The sequence below is a fragment of the Sulfitobacter sp. M39 genome (genome assembly GCF_021735935.1).
Lineage (GTDB): Bacteria > Pseudomonadota > Alphaproteobacteria > Rhodobacterales > Rhodobacteraceae > Sulfitobacter.
Genome location: NZ_WMDZ01000001.1, coordinates 340142 through 357897, shown reverse-complemented (window position 1 = coordinate 357897; position 17756 = coordinate 340142). Strand labels below are relative to the sequence as shown.

17 protein-coding genes are annotated in these 17756 nt (G+C 57.9%); 8 read left to right on the top strand and 9 right to left on the bottom strand.

The features are described from left to right. Window positions 1-2 precede the first annotated feature (2 nt). The 4 genes from GLP43_RS01705 to GLP43_RS01690 form a co-directional block, all read right to left on the bottom strand. Window positions 3-1118 carry an extracellular solute-binding protein gene (locus GLP43_RS01705; protein WP_237277957.1) on the bottom strand — a complete coding sequence of 372 codons (1116 nt, stop codon included), beginning with the start codon at window positions 1116-1118 and terminating at the stop codon, window positions 3-5. A gap of 111 nt (window positions 1119-1229) precedes the next feature. Further along, on the bottom strand, window positions 1230-2330 hold the full coding sequence (locus GLP43_RS01700) for an ABC transporter ATP-binding protein (RefSeq protein WP_005850522.1): 1101 nt from the start codon (window positions 2328-2330) through the stop codon (window positions 1230-1232). A 360-nt stretch (window positions 2331-2690) separates the two neighbouring features. Continuing rightward, window positions 2691-4121: an aspartate aminotransferase family protein gene (locus GLP43_RS01695; protein WP_237277956.1), complete on the bottom strand. Its 1431-nt coding sequence runs from the start codon at window positions 4119-4121 to the stop codon at window positions 2691-2693. A gap of 121 nt (window positions 4122-4242) precedes the next feature. Beyond that, window positions 4243-4923: a GntR family transcriptional regulator gene (locus GLP43_RS01690; RefSeq protein ID WP_237277955.1), complete on the bottom strand. Its 681-nt coding sequence runs from the start codon at window positions 4921-4923 to the stop codon at window positions 4243-4245. 146 nt (window positions 4924-5069) lie between these two features. Between GLP43_RS01690 and GLP43_RS01685 the strand changes: the two genes are divergently transcribed. The 6 genes from GLP43_RS01685 (at window position 5070) to GLP43_RS01660 (ending at window position 11793) form a co-directional block, all read left to right on the top strand. Beyond that, window positions 5070-6155, top strand: coding sequence for a polyamine ABC transporter substrate-binding protein (locus GLP43_RS01685; protein ID WP_237277954.1), 1086 nt, complete (start codon window positions 5070-5072; stop codon window positions 6153-6155). A gap of 92 nt (window positions 6156-6247) precedes the next feature. After that, window positions 6248-7375: an ABC transporter ATP-binding protein gene (locus GLP43_RS01680; protein ID WP_237277953.1), complete on the top strand. Its 1128-nt coding sequence runs from the start codon at window positions 6248-6250 to the stop codon at window positions 7373-7375. Window positions 7376-7377: 2 nt separating this feature from the next. Continuing rightward, window positions 7378-8253, top strand: a complete 876-nt coding sequence (locus tag GLP43_RS01675) for an ABC transporter permease subunit (protein WP_237279902.1) — start codon at window positions 7378-7380, stop codon at window positions 8251-8253. Further along, entirely contained in the window at window positions 8250-9071 is an 822-nt protein-coding gene (locus GLP43_RS01670; RefSeq protein WP_237277952.1) for an ABC transporter permease, read from the top strand. Before GLP43_RS01675 ends, GLP43_RS01670 begins: the two co-directional genes overlap by 4 nt. A gap of 13 nt (window positions 9072-9084) precedes the next feature. Further along, window positions 9085-10413 carry an NAD(P)/FAD-dependent oxidoreductase gene (locus tag GLP43_RS01665; RefSeq protein WP_237277951.1) on the top strand — a complete coding sequence of 443 codons (1329 nt, stop codon included), beginning with the start codon at window positions 9085-9087 and terminating at the stop codon, window positions 10411-10413. A gap of 60 nt (window positions 10414-10473) precedes the next feature. Next, on the top strand, window positions 10474-11793 hold the full coding sequence (locus tag GLP43_RS01660) for a UDP-glucose dehydrogenase family protein (protein WP_237277950.1): 1320 nt from the start codon (window positions 10474-10476) through the stop codon (window positions 11791-11793). Window positions 11794-11840: 47 nt separating this feature from the next. Here GLP43_RS01660 and trhO read toward each other — a convergent pair whose 3' ends face one another. Continuing rightward, window positions 11841-12740 (bottom strand): oxygen-dependent tRNA uridine(34) hydroxylase TrhO, encoded by a 900-nt coding sequence (gene trhO, locus GLP43_RS01655; protein WP_237279901.1) that lies wholly within the window; start codon window positions 12738-12740, stop codon window positions 11841-11843. A gap of 102 nt (window positions 12741-12842) precedes the next feature. Here trhO and pncA point away from each other — a divergent pair, with 102 nt between their 5' ends. Next, window positions 12843-13439 carry a bifunctional nicotinamidase/pyrazinamidase gene (gene pncA / locus GLP43_RS01650; protein ID WP_237277949.1) on the top strand — a complete coding sequence of 199 codons (597 nt, stop codon included), beginning with the start codon at window positions 12843-12845 and terminating at the stop codon, window positions 13437-13439. On the opposite strand, the gene GLP43_RS01645 is transcribed toward pncA, so the two are convergent. After that, entirely contained in the window at window positions 13426-14085 is a 660-nt protein-coding gene (locus tag GLP43_RS01645; protein WP_237277948.1) for a MarC family protein, read from the bottom strand. The genes pncA and GLP43_RS01645 overlap by 14 nt on opposite strands. A 125-nt stretch (window positions 14086-14210) precedes the next feature. Here GLP43_RS01645 and pncB point away from each other — a divergent pair, with 125 nt between their 5' ends. Beyond that, complete coding sequence (pncB, locus tag GLP43_RS01640; RefSeq protein ID WP_237277947.1) at window positions 14211-15503, top strand: nicotinate phosphoribosyltransferase; 1293 nt, start codon at window positions 14211-14213, stop codon at window positions 15501-15503. 87 nt (window positions 15504-15590) lie between these two features. On the opposite strand, the gene GLP43_RS01635 is transcribed toward pncB, so the two are convergent. The 3 genes from GLP43_RS01635 to GLP43_RS01625 form a co-directional block, all read right to left on the bottom strand. Next, a complete protein-coding gene (locus GLP43_RS01635) occupies window positions 15591-16136 on the bottom strand; it encodes a nicotinate phosphoribosyltransferase (RefSeq protein WP_237277946.1) in 546 nt (181 codons plus the stop codon). A 203-nt stretch (window positions 16137-16339) separates the two neighbouring features. Beyond that, entirely contained in the window at window positions 16340-16762 is a 423-nt protein-coding gene (arfB, locus tag GLP43_RS01630; protein WP_005850506.1) for an alternative ribosome rescue aminoacyl-tRNA hydrolase ArfB, read from the bottom strand. A 332-nt stretch (window positions 16763-17094) separates the two neighbouring features. Continuing rightward, window positions 17095-17715: a queuosine precursor transporter gene (locus GLP43_RS01625; protein ID WP_237277945.1), complete on the bottom strand. Its 621-nt coding sequence runs from the start codon at window positions 17713-17715 to the stop codon at window positions 17095-17097. Window positions 17716-17756: the final 41 nt, after the last annotated feature.

The following is a 17756-nucleotide window of genomic DNA, read 5'->3' as shown; positions in this document are numbered from 1 at the left end:
GATTATTGCGCCAACCATGCTTGGAACTTCGCGTCGATGTCGTCGCGGTAGTCAGCCCAGAACTCGTAGTTGTACAGGAACGTGTTCTCTGCGTTGGCCGGGTCGGTTGGCATGTGTGGTGCCATGTCGATGCCCAGTTCTGCGTGCTTGCCAACCATAGGAGCGGAGGACAAACGGGCAGGGCCGTAGCTGATGTACTGCGATTGATCCGCCAGACGCTGTGTGTCTGTCGCGAATTTCACGAAGTCTTTGACGCGGGCCAGACGGTCGTCAGGCAGACCGGCGGGGATGATCCAACCGTCAAGGTCGAACACTTGTGCGTCCCACAGCATTGCAACGGGCTGGTCTTGCTCTTCGATGACGCTGAACAGACGGCCGTTGTAGGTGGACCCCATGACGACTTCACCATCGGCCAGCAGCTGTGGCGTGTCGGCACCGGCGGACCACCAGATCACGTCGTCCTTGATGGTGTCGAGCTTGGCCAGAGCCTGTTCCTGACCTTCTGGAGTTGCCAGAACGTCATAGACTTCGTCCTTTGCAACGCCGTCACAGAGCAGCGCCCATTCCATGTTGTTGATCGGACGCTTTTCAAGCGCGCGCTTGCCTGGGTAGGCTTCGGTGTCGAAGACGTCGCAGATTTTGGTTGGAGGCGTGTCGCCAACCATGTCTGTGCGATACCCGAATGTGGTCGAATACACGATCTGCGGGATAAAGCAGTCGCTGACCAGCAGGTCGCCAAAGTCGTCTTCAGCGGATGTCCCGTCGGGGGCTTCTGCCAGCATTTCGTCCGCGTCGATTTCCATCGCCAGACCTTCGTCGCACAGGCGGATGGCGTCAGCGGCAACCACGTCGACCAGATCCCAGGTCACGTTGCCGGCTTCGTTCATCGCGCGCAGCTTTGCCACGGCTTCGTTGGAGCTTTCATCCCAAACAGCAGAGAGTTCAGGGTGCATTTCCAGATAGGGCTGCAGATACGCTTTGTCTTGGCTGGCTTGGTAAGCGCCACCCCAGGAAACAAGCGTCATCTCTTTGGCCATGTCCGCATGCGCATCGGCGAATGCCAATGTGCCAGCGCCAATGATCGCGGAGGATGCGAGTAGCGTTGTCGTAAACTTCATTAGATAGTCTCCCATTATATGCCCGTTAGGGTCTTGAGGATGTGATATCGGGCTTAACCACAGCCTCGTGCGACGCCGTCGAACGTTGGACGGCCGGCCGCGTCCCGACGCTTATGCGTCGAGGGCGCGGCAATCCTCTGCCAACCAGCCAATCTCGATCTGCTGGCCTGGCTTCAAACGTACCTGATCGGGTGCGTTTCGTGTCTTGATGATAAAATTGTCGGTCCCGGCAACCCGCAGACGGGTGCGGAAGATGTCGCCCATATAGACGAATTCAAGTACTTCGGCTTTCAGCGTATGCGCCCCTTCCTGCATCCGGTCCTTGTTGAATTCAACGCGCTCGGGGCGGATAGAGACACGGGTGCGTTCGCCGGCGCGGGTCACGTTGATCGGCTTTGCCTCGATCAGGCCGCCGCCGTCCAACTGCACAAGGCAAGTGCCGCCCTTGATCTCGGTCACGACGCCTTCAAGGGTGTTATTCTCGCCGATGAACTGCGCAACAAAGCTGTTTTCGGGCTCTTCATACAGCAGATCGGGCGGGGCCAACTGTTGGATGCGGCCGTTTTCGAACACGGCTACGCGGTCGGACATTGTCAGCGCTTCGGTCTGGTCGTGGGTCACGTAGACCACAGTGATGCCCAATTCATGCGCCAGATGCGTGATCTCGAACTGCAATGTTTCGCGCAGCTGTTTGTCCAACGCCCCCAGCGGTTCGTCCATCAACACCAGTTCAGGTTCGAAGACCAAAGCACGGGCCAAGGCAACACGTTGCTGCTGACCGCCGGAAAGCTGTGCCGGACGGCGGCCGCCGAAGTCGCCCATCTGAACACGGTCCAGCGCGATCTTCACTTTCTCTTCACGCTCGGACTTGCCGATCTTGCGCACCTCAAGCGGGAAGGCGAGGTTTTCGGCAACGGTCATATGCGGGAAAAGCGCGTAGTTCTGGAACACCATGCCAATGCCGCGTTTGTGCGGCGGGATGTTGTTGATCGATTTACCATCAAGCCGGATGTCGCCATGCGTGGCCGTTTCGAAACCCGCCAGCATCATCAGGCAGGTGGTCTTGCCGGACCCCGATGGCCCGAGCATTGTCAGAAACTCGCCTTTCGGCATCGACAGGTTGAGGTCTTTTACGACGAGATTTTCGCCGTCATAGCTTTTCTGCACGCGTTCAAATTCTACGAACGCATTCGTTGCTGAAGTATCTGCCAAAGCTGGCTCCCCGTTTATTGTGACGTTCAAGCGCCCTTGTTGACAGGAAGTTAAAACTGGCTGGTTTCCGCTTTGCAACCAATTAACGACACTTTTGGGCAGAAAGCGTCAATTGCGGGAAGATCGACGGTTATTTGACAAGAAACAGTTCTTTTGCCTGCGGAATTACTGTGCAGCCTGCTTGAAATAAGGGAAATTCGTTAATATCTGCCATAGGCTAAGCCTCAGCGGCTCGCCCCGAACCCGGCGATTTTGAGCGCTGGTCAGCCACTGCCGATGTCGCAAACAGACAAGTCCTTGCAGGGCTTCCAGCGGCGGGACGGGCGACCTTTGCGCCTCGTCCCGAATGTATGTCACGCCTTAGCCGAGCGGCGATTCAGCGTCTTGCGCGTGGTCTTCGGCTGCCTTGAGCAGGCCGCCTTCTTTGACCGCGGTATAGGTTTCATCCAGCGCTTTGGTGGCGCGCGTCATGAATACTTTGATCTCTTCGGGGGTGATCACCAGCGGTGGCGAGATGATCATCCGGTCGCCGACGTGGCGCATCACCAGATTATTCGCAAAGCAGCGTTCACGACACATATAACCGACGGTTCCTGCATCGCCTGCGAACTTTGACCGCGTTTCTTTGCGCGGGGACAGCGGCAGCGACGCCATAAGACCCGCGACGTTGACGGTGCCGACCAAAGGATGCTCTGCCAATTTGGCCAGCCCCTCCTTCAGGGCGGGGGCCGCAACATTGTTCACGTGATCCAGAATCTTTTCGTCCTGCATAATCCGCAGGTTTTCCAGTGCCACGGCCGAGCAGACGGGGTGCCCCGAATAGGTATAGCCGTGATTGAACTCCCCGGACCCGATGGTCTGCGCGATCTCGTCACAAACGATGGACCCGCCAATCGGCTGGTAGCCAGAGCTCAGGCCCTTGGCAATGGTCATGATATGCGGCTTGATTCCCATGGTTTCGGACCCGAACCAGCTGCCTGTCCGGCCAAAGCCACAGATCACCTCGTCCGCGATGATCAATACGTCGTACTTGTCACAAATACGCTGGATTTCGGGCCAGTAGGTGCTTGGCGGCACGATAACACCGCCCGCGCCCTGAATGGGTTCACCGATGAACGCCGCGACATTATCTGCCCCCAGCTCGAGGATCTTGGCTTCAAGCTCTTGCGCGCGGGCAAGGCCGAACGCCTCGGGCGTATGATCGCCACCTTCCACCCACCAGTCGGGCTGGTTGATATGGTGAATACCGGGGATCGGCATGCCGCCCTGTTCGTGCATATAGCTCATGCCACCAAGAGAGCCGGACCCCATCGACGACCCGTGATAGGCATTCTTGCGGCTGATGATGTGGGATTTCTCTGGCTTCCCTTTCATCGCCCAATAGGTGCGCACCATCCGGATGTTGGTGTCATTCGCTTCGGACCCCGACCCGGCAAAGAACACATGGTTCAGATCGCCGGGGGCCAGTGACGCAATCTCTTTTGCAAGGGCGATGGCGGGCACGTGGGAGGTCATGAAGAACGTGTTGTAGTAGTTCAGCTCGAGCATCTGGCGCGCGGCGACATCGGCCATTTCCTGACGGCCATAACCGATGTTGACGCACCAAAGACCCGCCATCCCATCGAGGATCTCGTTCCCCTCGCTGTCGGTCAGGTAGACGCCCTTGGCACGGGTGATAATCCGCGCGCCCTTCTCGGCAAGCTCGTCATTGGTGGTGAACGGGTGCATGTGATGCGCGGCGTCAAGCGCTTGCAGCTCGGCGGTGGGCATGTGGTTGGTGATATGGGCCATAAAGAACACCTCTGGGAATGGGGAGGGAAGATTGGGCTCAGAATATGATCAAATTATGCAGAGTCAATCGAATCGCTCTGCTGTGGTGATGATAAACGGCTATCAGCCGATCAGATTTTAATCAAAGCGAGGCGCGAATCTGGACCATGCCCTGAGAAACATCCTCGGCCATGGCCTGCGCAGCCTTTGACGCATCGCCTTCGCGAAAAGCCGCGAGCAAGTCGGCATGTTTATCTGGCAGGTTCGACGTGCCAAACCGACCGCAGACCACGCGCAGCGACGGGCCGAACATCAGCCATAAGCGGTCGACGGTCGCGGCCAGAATAGGGGCCTCTGCACAGGCGTTGATGATGGTGTGAAAACGGTAGTTCTGGGTCAGGTATTCGCCGATATCCCCGCGATCAATCGCGTGGTTCAGCGCGTCATCCACCTGTGCAAGTTCGTTTAAAACAGTCTCTGACATGCGGCCTGTGGCACGTTGTGCAAGCTCTGTTTCAAGAGTTTTTCGCATGAATTCCAGCTCGTTAACCCCTTCGAGGTCCAGCACAGGCACTGATACGCGGCGATTGCCCTGATGCACCAGCGCGCCTTCGGCGATCAAACGGCGCAGCGCTTCGCGCACTGGGGTCATGCCCGCATCAAGGGTTTCTGCAAGGCCTTGAATGGTGACGGCCTGACCAGGGGCAAGGTCGCCGAACAGGATCAGCTTGCGCACGCGTTCATAGACATGCTGATGGGCCGGCACCTTGGCCGGGCTTTCCAAAGGCTTTTGCGACGCAAGGTCAGCGGAATTTAAGTTCATCAAATTTGCCTAAATTGTACTCAACCACATTTTGAACCACGGCATGCACCTGCGTAAAATTATAAATGATCTTGTCGCATGACGCAAAACTTGATCAAATTGACGAAAGGTTCGGATCAACTGAGCCTACACAACGGGAGATGACAATGAAATATAGCTTGCTCAGTTCAATCGCAGCAACGGCATTGATCGCCACCAGCGCCTTGGGTGAAGAGGTGCGGGTCTATAACTGGTCCGACTACATCGACGAAGACCTGTTGCAGAAATTTGAAACAGAAACCGGCATTGATCTGATCTATGACGTGTTTGACAGTAACGAAGTGCTTGAAACCAAGATGCTTGCAGGCGGGTCCGGCTACGACGTGGTTGTCCCGACCGGTACCTTCCTTGAACGCCAGATCACGGCGGGGGTTTTCCAGAAGCTCGACAAAGACAAGCTGCCGAACATCGCCAACATGTGGGACGTGATCGAGGACCGCGTATCGAAATACGACCCCGGTAATGAATATGCCGTTAACTATATGTGGGGCACCACTGGGCTTGGCGTTAACATGACCAAGGTTAAGGAAGTGCTGGGCGAAGATGCCCCTGTTGATTCGCTAGACCTCGTATTCAAGCCCGAGAACATGGAAAAGCTGGCTGAATGTGGCGTCCATTTCCTTGACGCTCCGACAGAAATGATCCCCGCGGCGCTGAAGTTTCTGGGCGAAGATCCCCAATCCCAGGACCCTGACGTGATCGCTAAGGCGGAGCCTGTTTTGACGGCGGTTGCCCCCCACGTTCAAAAGTTCCACAGCTCGGAGTATATTAACGCACTGGCCAACGGTGATATCTGCGTTGCCTTCGGCTGGTCGGGTGACATTCTACAATCGCGTGACCGCGCGGCCGAGGCGGATAACGGTGTCGAAATCGCCTACTACGCGCCAAAAGAAGGGGCGTTGATGTGGTTCGACAATATGGCCATTCCAGCGGATGCGCCAAACCCGGATGGGGCGCATAAGTTCTTGAATTTCATGATGGAACCAGAGAACATGGCCGCCGCCTCGAACTACGTTTACTATGCGAACGGCAACAAGGCGAGCCAGGAGTTCCTTGCCGAGGACGTGATCGGGGACACAGCGATTTACCCAGACGAAGCCACGCTGGAAAACCTGTATACCATTTCTTCCTATTCGCCCAAGGTACAGCGTGTCGTCACGCGTATGTGGACGAAGATCAAATCTGGTATCTAAAATCGCATCGGGTCAAAGCCTTACCGGTTTTGACCCGAACTACCGGACCCCTCCACCCGGAGGGGTAAACGCTGTGCAAAGGATAGATCAAAGTGAGCCAACCCGTTTTCGCCCCGTGGGATGACCCGAACGAAAAGCCGCTTATCCGCTTCGAGAATGTGACAAAGCGTTTTGGCGATTTCGTTGCGATCGATGATCTGTCTTTGAGTATTTATGAAAGCGAGTTCTTTGCACTGCTGGGGCCTTCGGGCTGCGGTAAAACAACGATGATGCGCATGCTTGCCGGGTTTGAAAACCCAAGCGCGGGCAAGATCGAATTGGCGGGTAAGAATATCGCGGGCATCCCGCCGAACAAGCGGGCGGTGAACATGATGTTTCAGTCCTATGCCCTGTTTCCACATCTGTCTGTCTGGGAAAATATCGCCTTTGGGTTGAAACGAGGGGATATGTCCAAGGCAGATATCGCCGCACGCGTTGAAGAGATGCTCAAGCTGACGCGCCTTACCAAATTTGCCAAACGCAAACCCCACCAGATTTCGGGGGGGCAACGTCAACGGGTCGCGCTTGCGCGGTCCCTCGCCAAAGCCCCGAAGCTTTTGCTACTGGACGAACCGCTTGGCGCGCTGGACAAAAAGCTGCGTCAGGACACCCAGTTTGAGCTGATGGATATCCAGGAAAGCACGGGAACCACCTTTGTTATCGTTACCCACGATCAGGAGGAAGCGATGACCGTCGCGAGCCGCGTGGCTGTGATGGATGAAGGGCAGATCATCCAGGTCGCCACACCAGGGGGTATCTACGAAGCACCTAATTCCGTCTACGTTGCTGACTTCATCGGTGACGTGAACATTATCTCCGGCACGGTGAAGCCCGCGGGCGAGAATATGTACCACGTTGATTGGGTCGCGAATGAGGCCCCCTTGCTTGCGGCTTCGGAACGACCGTTCAGTGATAGGCAGGAAGCGCATCTTGCGATCCGACCCGAAAAGATCGCCATTTCTACCGAGAAGCCGACAGAAATGAAGAATGTTGTTCAGGGCACCGTTCTAGACATCGCATATCTTGGCAATCTCAGCACCTACCATGTCCAGCTGGCGGGTGGACAAGTGATCAAGGCGCAGACCGCAAACACGCGTCGGCTGTCGCGCCGCACGATCACGTGGGAGGATAAGGTCTGGATTTCATGGAGCGCCACCGCCGGCGTCCTGTTGGAGCGATGAATATGCGTCGCTTCTTCCTTATCGCGGTGCCCTATGCCTGGTTGCTCGCGCTGTTTTTCATTCCTTTCATCATTGTTTTTAAAATTTCTCTCTCTGATCTGGCTTTGTCGATTCCTCCATACTCCCCGACGGCGAAGGACGGGATCTGGGCGATGTTTGCGGCATTCGATCTGGAAAACTTTACCTTTCTTGCTTCGGACGATCTCTACTGGAAGGCGTACCTAAGCAGTTTGAAGATTGCGTTAATATCTACGGTTTTAGCGGTTTTGGTGGGCTACCCGATGGCCTACGGCATGGCCCGCGCGCCCGAGGAATGGCGTCCGACCCTCATGATGCTGGTGATTTTGCCCTTTTGGACCAGCTTCCTGATCCGCGTTTACGCGTGGGTCGGTATTCTGAGTAATGAGGGGCTTTTGAACCAATTCCTGCTGTGGTTGGGCATCATCGATACGCCTTTGACGATCATGAACACGACGACCGCGGTCTATATAGGAATTGTTTACACTTATCTGCCATTCATGATTCTACCGATCTACGCCGCGCTAGATCGGTTGGACGAATCCTTGATCGAGGCCGCTGAAGATCTGGGATGTTCACGGTTAAAGGCATTCTGGCTGGTCACGATACCTTTGTCTCGCAACGGGATCATTGCAGGGTGTTTCCTGGTCTTTATCCCCGCGCTGGGCGAATTTGTTATCCCCTCTTTGTTGGGCGGTTCAGGGACGTTGATGATCGGCAAGGTCTTGTTCGAGGAGTTCTTTAACAACCGCGACTGGCCCGTCGCGAGCGCGGTGGCGGTGATCCTGCTACTGATATTGATCGTTCCAATCGTTCTGTTCCAGCGCAACCAGCAACGTCAGGCCGAGGTGGAGGCATGAGACGCGCAAGCTGGTTCAATATTACGTCGCTCACCCTCGGGTTTGCTTTTCTTTATCTGCCGATGATCCTGTTGGTCATCTACAGTTTTAACAGTTCGAAACTGGTGACTGTCTGGGCCGGTTTCTCGACCAAATGGTACGGCGAGCTGCTTCAGAATGAGGCATTTCTGAATGCTGCGATGGTAACGCTGAAGGTCGCGGTGGCATCCTCTACGCTGGCAACGGTGTTGGGGACGATGGCGGCATACATCCTTGTGCGCGGGGGGCGGTTTGCAGGGCGTACGCTCTTCTCTGGCATGATCTACGCGCCGCTGGTCATGCCGGAGGTGATTACCGGCCTGTCGCTGTTGCTTCTGTTTATCGGGATCGGGCTGGATCGGGGGACGCTGACCATCGTGCTGGCACACACGACCTTTTCGATGTGCTACGTGTCAGTGGTCGTGTCATCGCGGCTGGTGACTTTTGACCGATCGCTGGAGGAAGCGGCACTGGACCTTGGCTGTTCGCCTTTCGACGCCTTCCGTTTGGTGACCTTGCCGATCATCGCGCCGGCGGTCATATCGGGATGGCTGTTGGCGTTCACGCTCTCGCTGGACGACCTTGTTATCGCTTCATTTACCACGGGCCCGTCCTCCACAACCCTGCCGATCAAGATCTGGAGCGCGGTGCGTCTTGGCGTCTCCCCCGAGATTAACGCATTATCAACCATCATGATCGGTATCGTGACATTCGGGGTTATCACGGCGTCGCTGGTCTCGAAGCGCAAGGCGATCAGGGCGCAACGCGATGTGCAGGCGGCAGAACGCGCCGCGGTATGAAAAGAGCTGCGGCATGAAACGAATATTTAACGATTTTGCCTATACAGATGCGCCAAGGGAAAATTGTTGGTGGGATCAAACCTGCGCCCCTGCCGATAGATCTGCGTTGGAAGGTGACGTATCCTGTGACGTGGCGATTGTGGGCGGCGGCTTTACAGGGCTCTCTGCCGCGTTGCGCCTTGCGGAGGCTGGATATTCGGCGGTCGTGCTGGAAAATCGATACGTCGGCTGGGGCGCGTCGGGCCGCAATGGGGGCTTCTGCTGCCTTGGGGGCGGACGGCTAAGTGATGCCGCGCTGGACAAGCTTGCGGGGCGCGAGGATCGGTTGCGCTTTCGCGCGGCTGAGCTAGCGGCGATCAACTTTGTTGATGCGTTGATCACGCGGCATGGGATCGACGTTGACCGCCACTCCGACGGGGAGATCGAGCTGGCGCATCGGCCCAAAGATATGGAGGATTTCCGCACGCGCGCCCGCGAGGTGCGAGAAAACTACGGGCTAGAGGCGCGGCTTATTGATCCCGCAGATTTCGCGCCGCATGGGCTTTCGGGGCCGTTCCACGGGGCACTGCATATTCCGGCGGGCTTTGCGCTGAACCCGCGGAAATACGTGATCGGCCTTGCCGCGGCGGCGGAAAAGGCGGGTGCGGTGATTTACCATGATACGCCTGCGCTTGAGGTGCGGCAGGCGGCGCAGGGTCACGACGTTCGAACGCCCAAGGGCAGGGTGCTTGCACAGAAAGTGATTGTCGCTACCAACGGGTATTCCTCGGAAGATTTGGTGCCGGGGCTGTCTGCGCGCTATATGCCCACGCAGTCGACCGTCCTTGTGTCCCGCCCCCTGACCGAGGCAGAGCTTGATGCCGCGGGGTGGAAGAGCGATTATATGTCCGCAGATACGCGCAATTTGCTGCATTATTTCAGGCTGATGCCGGATCGCCGGATGTTGTTTGGCATGCGCGGCGGCTTGGTGACGGGCAAAGCGGCAGAGGCGCGCGCCATTGCGCGTGTGCGCCGCGATTTCGAAAAGTTTTTCCCGGCGTGGAAAGACGTTGAGACACCCTACCAATGGTCGGGTATGGTATGTCTATCGCGCGCGCAAATGCCCTTTGTCGGCAAGCTCCCTGACCCCGGTGCCGTCTATGCAAGCCTTTGTTATCATGGGAATGGTGTTGCAATGGGTAGCTATTCGGGCGGGCTGGTCGCGGATCTGGTGATGGGCAAACCCATCGACCGGCCCTACCCTCAGGTCATGCAAAAGCGGCTGCGAAAGTTCGAGCTGGGGCGCTTGCGCCGGCTTCTGATGCCATTTGCCTATCTTGGTTTTGCGCTGTCAGATCACTAGATGTGGGTGCACCGGCTGGCTTGGCTTGCTGACTGTCAAATTGATTTAGGATAAAGTTTCATGAAGATTGCGATGATTGGCACCGGCTATGTCGGTTTGGTCTCGGGTGTTTGTTTCTCGGATTTCGGACATGAAGTTGTCTGTGTCGACAAAGACCCGTCTAAAATCGAGAAGTTGGAAAAGGGCATCGTCCCGATCTACGAACCTGGCCTTGATGACTTGATGGCCAAGAACGTTGCAGCGGGTCGTCTGTCTTTCACCGGGGATCTTGCCGGCGCAGTGGATGGTGCGGATGCCGTGTTTATCGCGGTTGGGACGCCGACCCGGCGCGGGGACGGGCATGCGGATCTGACTTACGTCATGGCCGCCGCAGAAGAGATCGCCTCTGTCCTGACGGGTTATGCGGTGATCGTCACCAAATCGACTGTGCCTGTGGGCACCAACCGTCAGGTCAAACAGGTCGTCGCCAAAGCCAATCCCAACGCCGATTTCGATGTCGCGTCGAACCCCGAATTCCTACGGGAAGGGGCTGCGATTGACGACTTTATGCGCCCCGACCGCGTGGTTGTAGGCACGCAGAATGAACGCGCCGAACAGGTGATGAAGGACATCTACCGCCCGCTCTCGCTGCGCGAGTTTTCGATCATGTCGACGGATCTGGAAAGCGCAGAGATGATCAAATACGCCGCCAACGCGTTTTTGGCGACCAAGATTACCTTTATCAATGAAATCGCGGCCTTGTGTGAACGCACTGGTGCGGATGTGAAAATGGTGTCGAAAGGCATGGGGCTGGATAACCGGATCGGGTCCAAGTTCCTGCATGCGGGCCCGGGCTATGGCGGTAGCTGCTTCCCAAAAGACACGCAGGCCTTGGCGCGGATGGGGCAGGATCATTCGGTGCCGATGCAGCTGACCGAAACCGTGATCAAGGTGAACGACGAGGTTAAACGCCGGATGATCGACAAGGTTGTCGACATCTGTGGCGGGTCGGTAAACGGCAAGACCATCGCGGTGCTGGGGGTAACGTTCAAGCCCAACACCGACGATATGCGCGACTCTCCCAGCTTGACGATTGTGCCATCGCTGGTCGGCAACGGGGCCAAGGTGCGTGTGGTTGATCCGCAGGGCAAACGCGAGGGCGAAGCCTTGCTGCCGGGCGTGTCGTGGCTGGAGGATGCCTATAAGGCCGCACAAAATGCGGATGCGCTGGTCATTCTGACGGAGTGGAACGAATTCCGCGCGCTGGACCTCAAGCGGATGGCCAAGCGCATGGCGACCCCTGCGATGGCAGATCTGCGCAATATCTACAGCCCGAAAGATGCCAAACGCGCCGGTTTCTCGGCCTATGTCTCTATCGGGCGCGAAGGGTTCGGGGCTTAACCTGCACCACAGGCCCGCGCTTGGAACAGGGCGGGCCGACAGCGTGATCAGCTGCGGTGGGTTTCGCCGCGCGCTTTGGCAAGCGTCATCTGCTGCTGGCGCTCGCGGAACCGCGCCTTATCCGCGTCAGAGGTTTCGCCGACGCACTGCGGGCAGCTGACGCCGGCCTCGTATCCGGGCTTTGCGGTATCTTCGGGCAGGATCGGGCGACGGCAGCCATGGCACAGCATATGCGGCCCTTCTTTCAGCCCGTGACCAACGCTGACGCGGTTGTCAAAGACAAAGCAATCGCCTTTCCAGCTGCTTTGCTCTTCGGGGACGTCTTCAAGGTACTTGAGGATGCCCCCCTTGAGGTGGAACACATCCTCCACCCCTTGGCCGATCAGGTAGTTCGTCGATTTCTCACACCGGATACCGCCGGTGCAGAACATCGCGATTTTCTTGTTGTGAAACCGGTCCTTATTCGCCTCCCACCAGGCGGGGAATTCGCCAAAGCTTTGGGTTTCCGGGTCGATGGCCCCGTCGAAGGTGCCGATCGCGACCTCATAATCATTGCGCGTGTCGATCACGGCAACATCGTCGCGACCGATCAGATCGTTCCAATCAGCGGGATCGACGTAATGCCCGACCTTGGCCAGCGGATCGACATCGGGCTGACCCATGGTCACGATCTCGCGCTTCAGGCGGACCTTCATCTTGCCGAAGGGCGGCGTTGTGGCGGTGCTTTCCTTCCACTCAAGATCGGCGCAGCCCGGCAGGGCACGGATATGCGCAATGACCGCGTCGATCCCCGCACGGGGGCCGGCGATGGTGCCGTTGATGCCTTCGGCGGCGACCAGCAGCGTGCCTTTGACGTCATGCTGCGCACAAAGCGCAATCAACGGCGGGCGCAGGGCGTCAGGCGCGTCAAAACGGCTGAAATGATAGAGGGCGGCAATGGTATACATGCGCGCTGAGATACGCCCATGCGGCGGTTCAGGCAAGGGGGTGCCGTGCCGCACCCGCCGTGTTATGTCCCTTGGCACAAGCTGGCCCATGAGGAACCCGATATGACCCACGCCCTGATCGTGATTGATGTGCAAAATGATTTCTGCCCCGGCGGAGCCCTTGCGGTGACAGACGGCGACGCGATCGTCGACGGGATCAACGCGCTGATGGGGCAGGCGGATGCGGTGGTTCTGACGCAGGATTGGCATCCGGCGGGCCATTCCTCCTTTGCGTCATCCCATGCGGATAAGGCGCCGTTCGAGGTAACGCAGATGCCCTATGGCGCGCAGGTGCTGTGGCCGGATCATTGCGTCCAAGGCAGCGACGGGGCTGCGTTCCATCCGCAGCTGGATCAAACCCGTGCCGATATGATCATTCGTAAAGGGTATAACCCCGCCATCGACAGCTATTCTGCGTTCTTCGAAAATGACCACAAAACGCCTACCGGGCTTGAAGGGTATTTGCGGACACGCGGCATAACCAAGCTGACGATGGTAGGTCTGGCGCTTGATTTCTGCGTTAACTTCTCCGCCGTGGACGCGGCGAAGCTGGGCTTTGATGTCGAGGTCCGTTTGGACCTGTGTCGTGCAATTGACCTGGACGGGTCGCTTTCTGCCGCGCGCGAGGCGATGACGACGGCGGGGGTTACTCTGCGCTAAGCGGGGCGTCTTCGACGGGGGCGATGTTGAGGATATCCAGCGCATCCAGCCCGCCAAGCGTGGCATCCACCGCGACGGTCGCCAGAATGATCCCCATGACGCGGCTGATCACGCTGGCGCCTGTGGTCCCCATCAGGTGACCGATCCGCCCTGCGAGCAACAGAAGCACAAGCGTGAACAGCAGCACGACCACCAGCAGGCCCGCCGTGACCAGCTGGTCTGATATCTGGTTGGTGTGATTGTCAGTCAGGATCACAATCGCCAGCATCGCTCCGGGAGAGGCGATAGACGGCATGGCGAGCGGAAAGACCGCACCGGCGAGATGATCCCGCTCTGCTGCCTCGATTTCCTGTGTCGGTTTCGGGTCGCCGAAAATCATGCTGAGCGCGAAGAGGAACAGGATAATCCCGCCCGCGACCTGAAACGACCCCAGCCGCAGCCCAAGGTTCTCAAGCAGATATTGCCCGCCCGCCAGAAACCCAAGCAAGACAAGTCCGGCCACCAGCACGGCCCGCAGCGCAAAGCTTTTGTGCAGTCGTTGTGGCACATTGGCCGTCGCGAAAAGAAAGACGGGAAGGCTGCCAATAGGGTCGATCACGACAAACAGTGTAATCAACTCTCGCAAGAGATTGGGCCATTCCAGCATCTAGCAGCGCTCCTAAAGGGGTTAAGTCGGTGGATTACCACAGGTTTTGCACTGTGTCAGCGGCAATTCCCTTGCCCGTACAAGATGGATGGGCCACAAACACACCGCCTAAGGGAGCTTTGAACATGGTCGACATTGCAAGCCGCGTCTGGAACCACAAGTGGAAGATCGACCCTATCGTGCGGTCCCTGATCGATACGGACTTCTATAAGCTGTTGATGTGCCAGTCGGTTTTTCGCAACAAGCCGGAAACACAAGTCACATTCAGCCTGATCAACCGTTCCAAGCATATCCCGCTGGCCGATCTCATTGACGAAGGCGAGCTGCGCGAACAGCTTGATCACATCCGGTCACTGTCACTCAGCCGTGGGGAAAGCACTTGGCTGCGCGGCAATACCTTTTACGGCAAGCGCCAGATGTTCCGCCCCGATTTCATGGAATGGTTCGAGAACCTGCGCCTGCCGCCCTATCATCTTGAGCGTAAGGGCGACCAATACGAGCTAACATTTGAAGGGTCGTGGCCCGAGGTGATGCTGTGGGAAATCCCCGCGCTTGCCGTCCTGATGGAACTACGCAGCCGCGCCGTGCTGGACCGTATGGGCCGGTTCGAGCTGCAGGTGCTCTATGCGCGCGGCATGACCCGTGTCTGGGAAAAGATCGAAGCCCTGCGGGAAATTCCCGATCTGTCCATCGCCGATTTCGGCACCCGTCGCCGCCATTCGTTCCTGTGGCAGGATTGGTGCGTGCAGGCCATGCAGGAAGGCTTGGGCGACGCCTTTACCGGTACGTCAAACTGCAAAATCGCCATGAGCCGAGAGGTAGAGGCGATCGGCACCAACGCGCATGAACTGCCGATGGTCTACGCCGCATTGGCTAAGGACGACGCCGCACTTGCGCAAGCGCCCTATGACGTTCTGCAAGACTGGCACGATGAACACGAAGGCAACCTGCGTATCATTCTGCCGGATACTTACGGCACGAAAGGCTTTCTGGATAACGCGCCCGACTGGCTGGCGGGCTGGACCGGCATCCGCGTCGACAGCGGGGATCCGGCGGTGGCGGCACAGACCGCGATCGACTGGTGGAAGTCCCGCGGCGAAGACCCCAGCGAAAAGCGGGTTATTTTCAGCGACGGTCTGGATGTCGCAAAGATCAAGGAACTGCATCGCCAGTTTGCGGGCAAGGTCAAAGCCTCCTTTGGGTGGGGCACCTTGCTGACAAATGATTTCCGCGGGCTGGTGCCTGACGATGCGCTCGCCCCGTTTTCGTTGGTGTGCAAAGCGGTAAAGGCGAACGGCAGCCCGACGGTGAAGCTGTCGGATAACCCTAACAAAGCAATGGGCCCGCAGTCAGAGATCGACCGGTACAAACGTGTCTTTGGCGTCGGCGATCAGGCGGCTCAAAAAGTTATCGTCTGATCCGACGGCAAAAGGGGGCCAGTGGTTTCTCACCGGCCCCTCTGCTTTATGCCGCCTGCGTGGGGGCGGGGCATATCTGCGGATAGATTAGCCGCGGTCGTCAACAATCAGCGTCAGCCCGCCCATACCGTTACCGCGCACGGCCACGACCTCTTCCGAGGTAAAGCCTTCGGCTTCCAGCTCTGCGCTCAGATCAGCATTGGCATCAACAGATGCGCGCATGTCGTCAACGGCCTCGGCCTGTGCGTCCAGCGCGTCGTCCAGCGCGGTTGTGGTGCCCTGTTTGGACGCCTTCAACTCTGACACGGTCACAACATCCAGCTTGGCGTCGGTATCAAAAGCGTCAATTTCAGCTTGGGTCTGCGTGTCCGTTTCGGCACCGGCGCGCAGTTCCTGGATCAACTGACCATAGTTTGCCTGCGCGGTTTTTCCTGTATCTGTCACGGCGTCTTTGGCCTGGTTTTTGGTGGAATCGGTGGATAGTGAACCGGATGCGCCAACGTCAGCGCTGATGCCCGACCCTACGTCTGCTGCGCCGCCAACGGCACCATCAACAGAGGTTTGTGCCATCGCTGCGGTGGAAACGCCGGTGGCCATCAGGGTCGCGATCAGTGTTGTGGTCGTAAGTTTCATCTGAGTTCTCCTTAGATTTACTACCAGACATCGCTTGTATGTCTGCGAGGGGAACACGGGGCCACGGCGATCCGTTCCGACGCGGTTTCAGCCCTCTGGCGGCGATTTGCCGATAGGGGGCGGATACCGGCAAAAAACGGCGAGATAGGGGTGATGCTATAGAAATGATGGAACGGCGGCGCAGGGCAGGCCCCCGCGGCCGGCTATTCCGGCGGATCAACCCGCCCGCGCAGCGCCTTCACCTCGCCCCGCGTCTTTTTCGCCTTCAGCCGGCGTTTCTTCGAGCCGAGCGTGGGGCGTGTCGGGATACGCTTTTTGGGCGGTTTCAACGCCGCGGTGATCAGTTCCTTCAGGCGCTCGCGGATAATCTCGCGGTTGCGGACCTGACTTCGGGTTTCGTCACATTGCAGCACCAACGCGCCCTCGGTCGTCCAGCGACGGCCCGCGAGTCTGCGCAGACGGTTTTTGACCGGCGTAGGAATAGAAGGGGAGGTCGCGGCCTCGAACCGCAGTTCCACGGCGCTTGAGACCTTGTTCACATTCTGACCGCCGGGCCCGGAGGCACGCATGAAGCTTTCCGTCAGCTCCCAGTCCTGAATGGCAATCTCGTCCGTGATCCGCAGCATCAAACTCTCCTTCATGGCGACTATCGCATCGCGCAGACCCAAGGGAAAGGGGAACGCCCAGATACGAAAAGGGCCGCCCCGGTGCGGAGCGGCCCAATCGAATGGTTTAAGGAGGTGGGATCGGTTAGATCGGCGATCCACCCGGGTTGTTTCAACCGTCAGGGGCTGCCCTAACGGGATACCTCCCAAGCTGTTCCGACACCTCGCTCCAATACCGTTCTTGACACTGGATCACCTCCTTTACATTTGTTGAACTCACTTGAAGACTGGCACAGTAATCTGAAAACGCAAAACGTTTTCTGCACCCGTCACTGTTCACAAAAGGGTGCCCATCAACTGCGGGTCAAAAGTTGTGCAGTGATGATGCGGAAGGGGATCAGGGCAATCAGCGCAATCCCGAGTTTCACAGACCAGTCTGCAGCGGCCAGCGATACCCAAAGCGGCGCGAGCGGGCCGCTGCCGAGCAATGGCAACATTTCGGCCGCCCAGGACACATCGGTTGCAGGATGTAGGAACGACAGGGCACCAGAAAATGAGATCGAGAAAAACAGCAACGTATCAAGCGTGCTGCTGACCAGCGTGCTGGCCAAAGGCGCACGCCACCACGTGCCATCGCGCAGCGCAGAGAAGATCGCGACATCGACCAATTGCGCCACGAGGAATGCCACACCGGACCCGATCGCGATGCGCAGGGTCACCAACGGCCCGAATTCGCCCATGATCTGTGTCCCGATCAACGAACAGACCAGCCCGACGACAAAGCCCACCAGCACGACACGGCGCGCGGCATCCTTGCCGTAAACGCGGTTCATCACGTCGGTGACCAGAAACGCCAGCGGATAGGTGAACGCGCCCCAGGTCAGCCATTGGCCAAAGAGGAACTGAACAAGAATATTGGAGGCCACAACGATGGCGGCCATGGCAAGAATGCCGGGAAGGTAGGTGCGTGTCATATTTGAAACCGTTTTTTGCAAGGGTGCGGCGACTTGGCCTG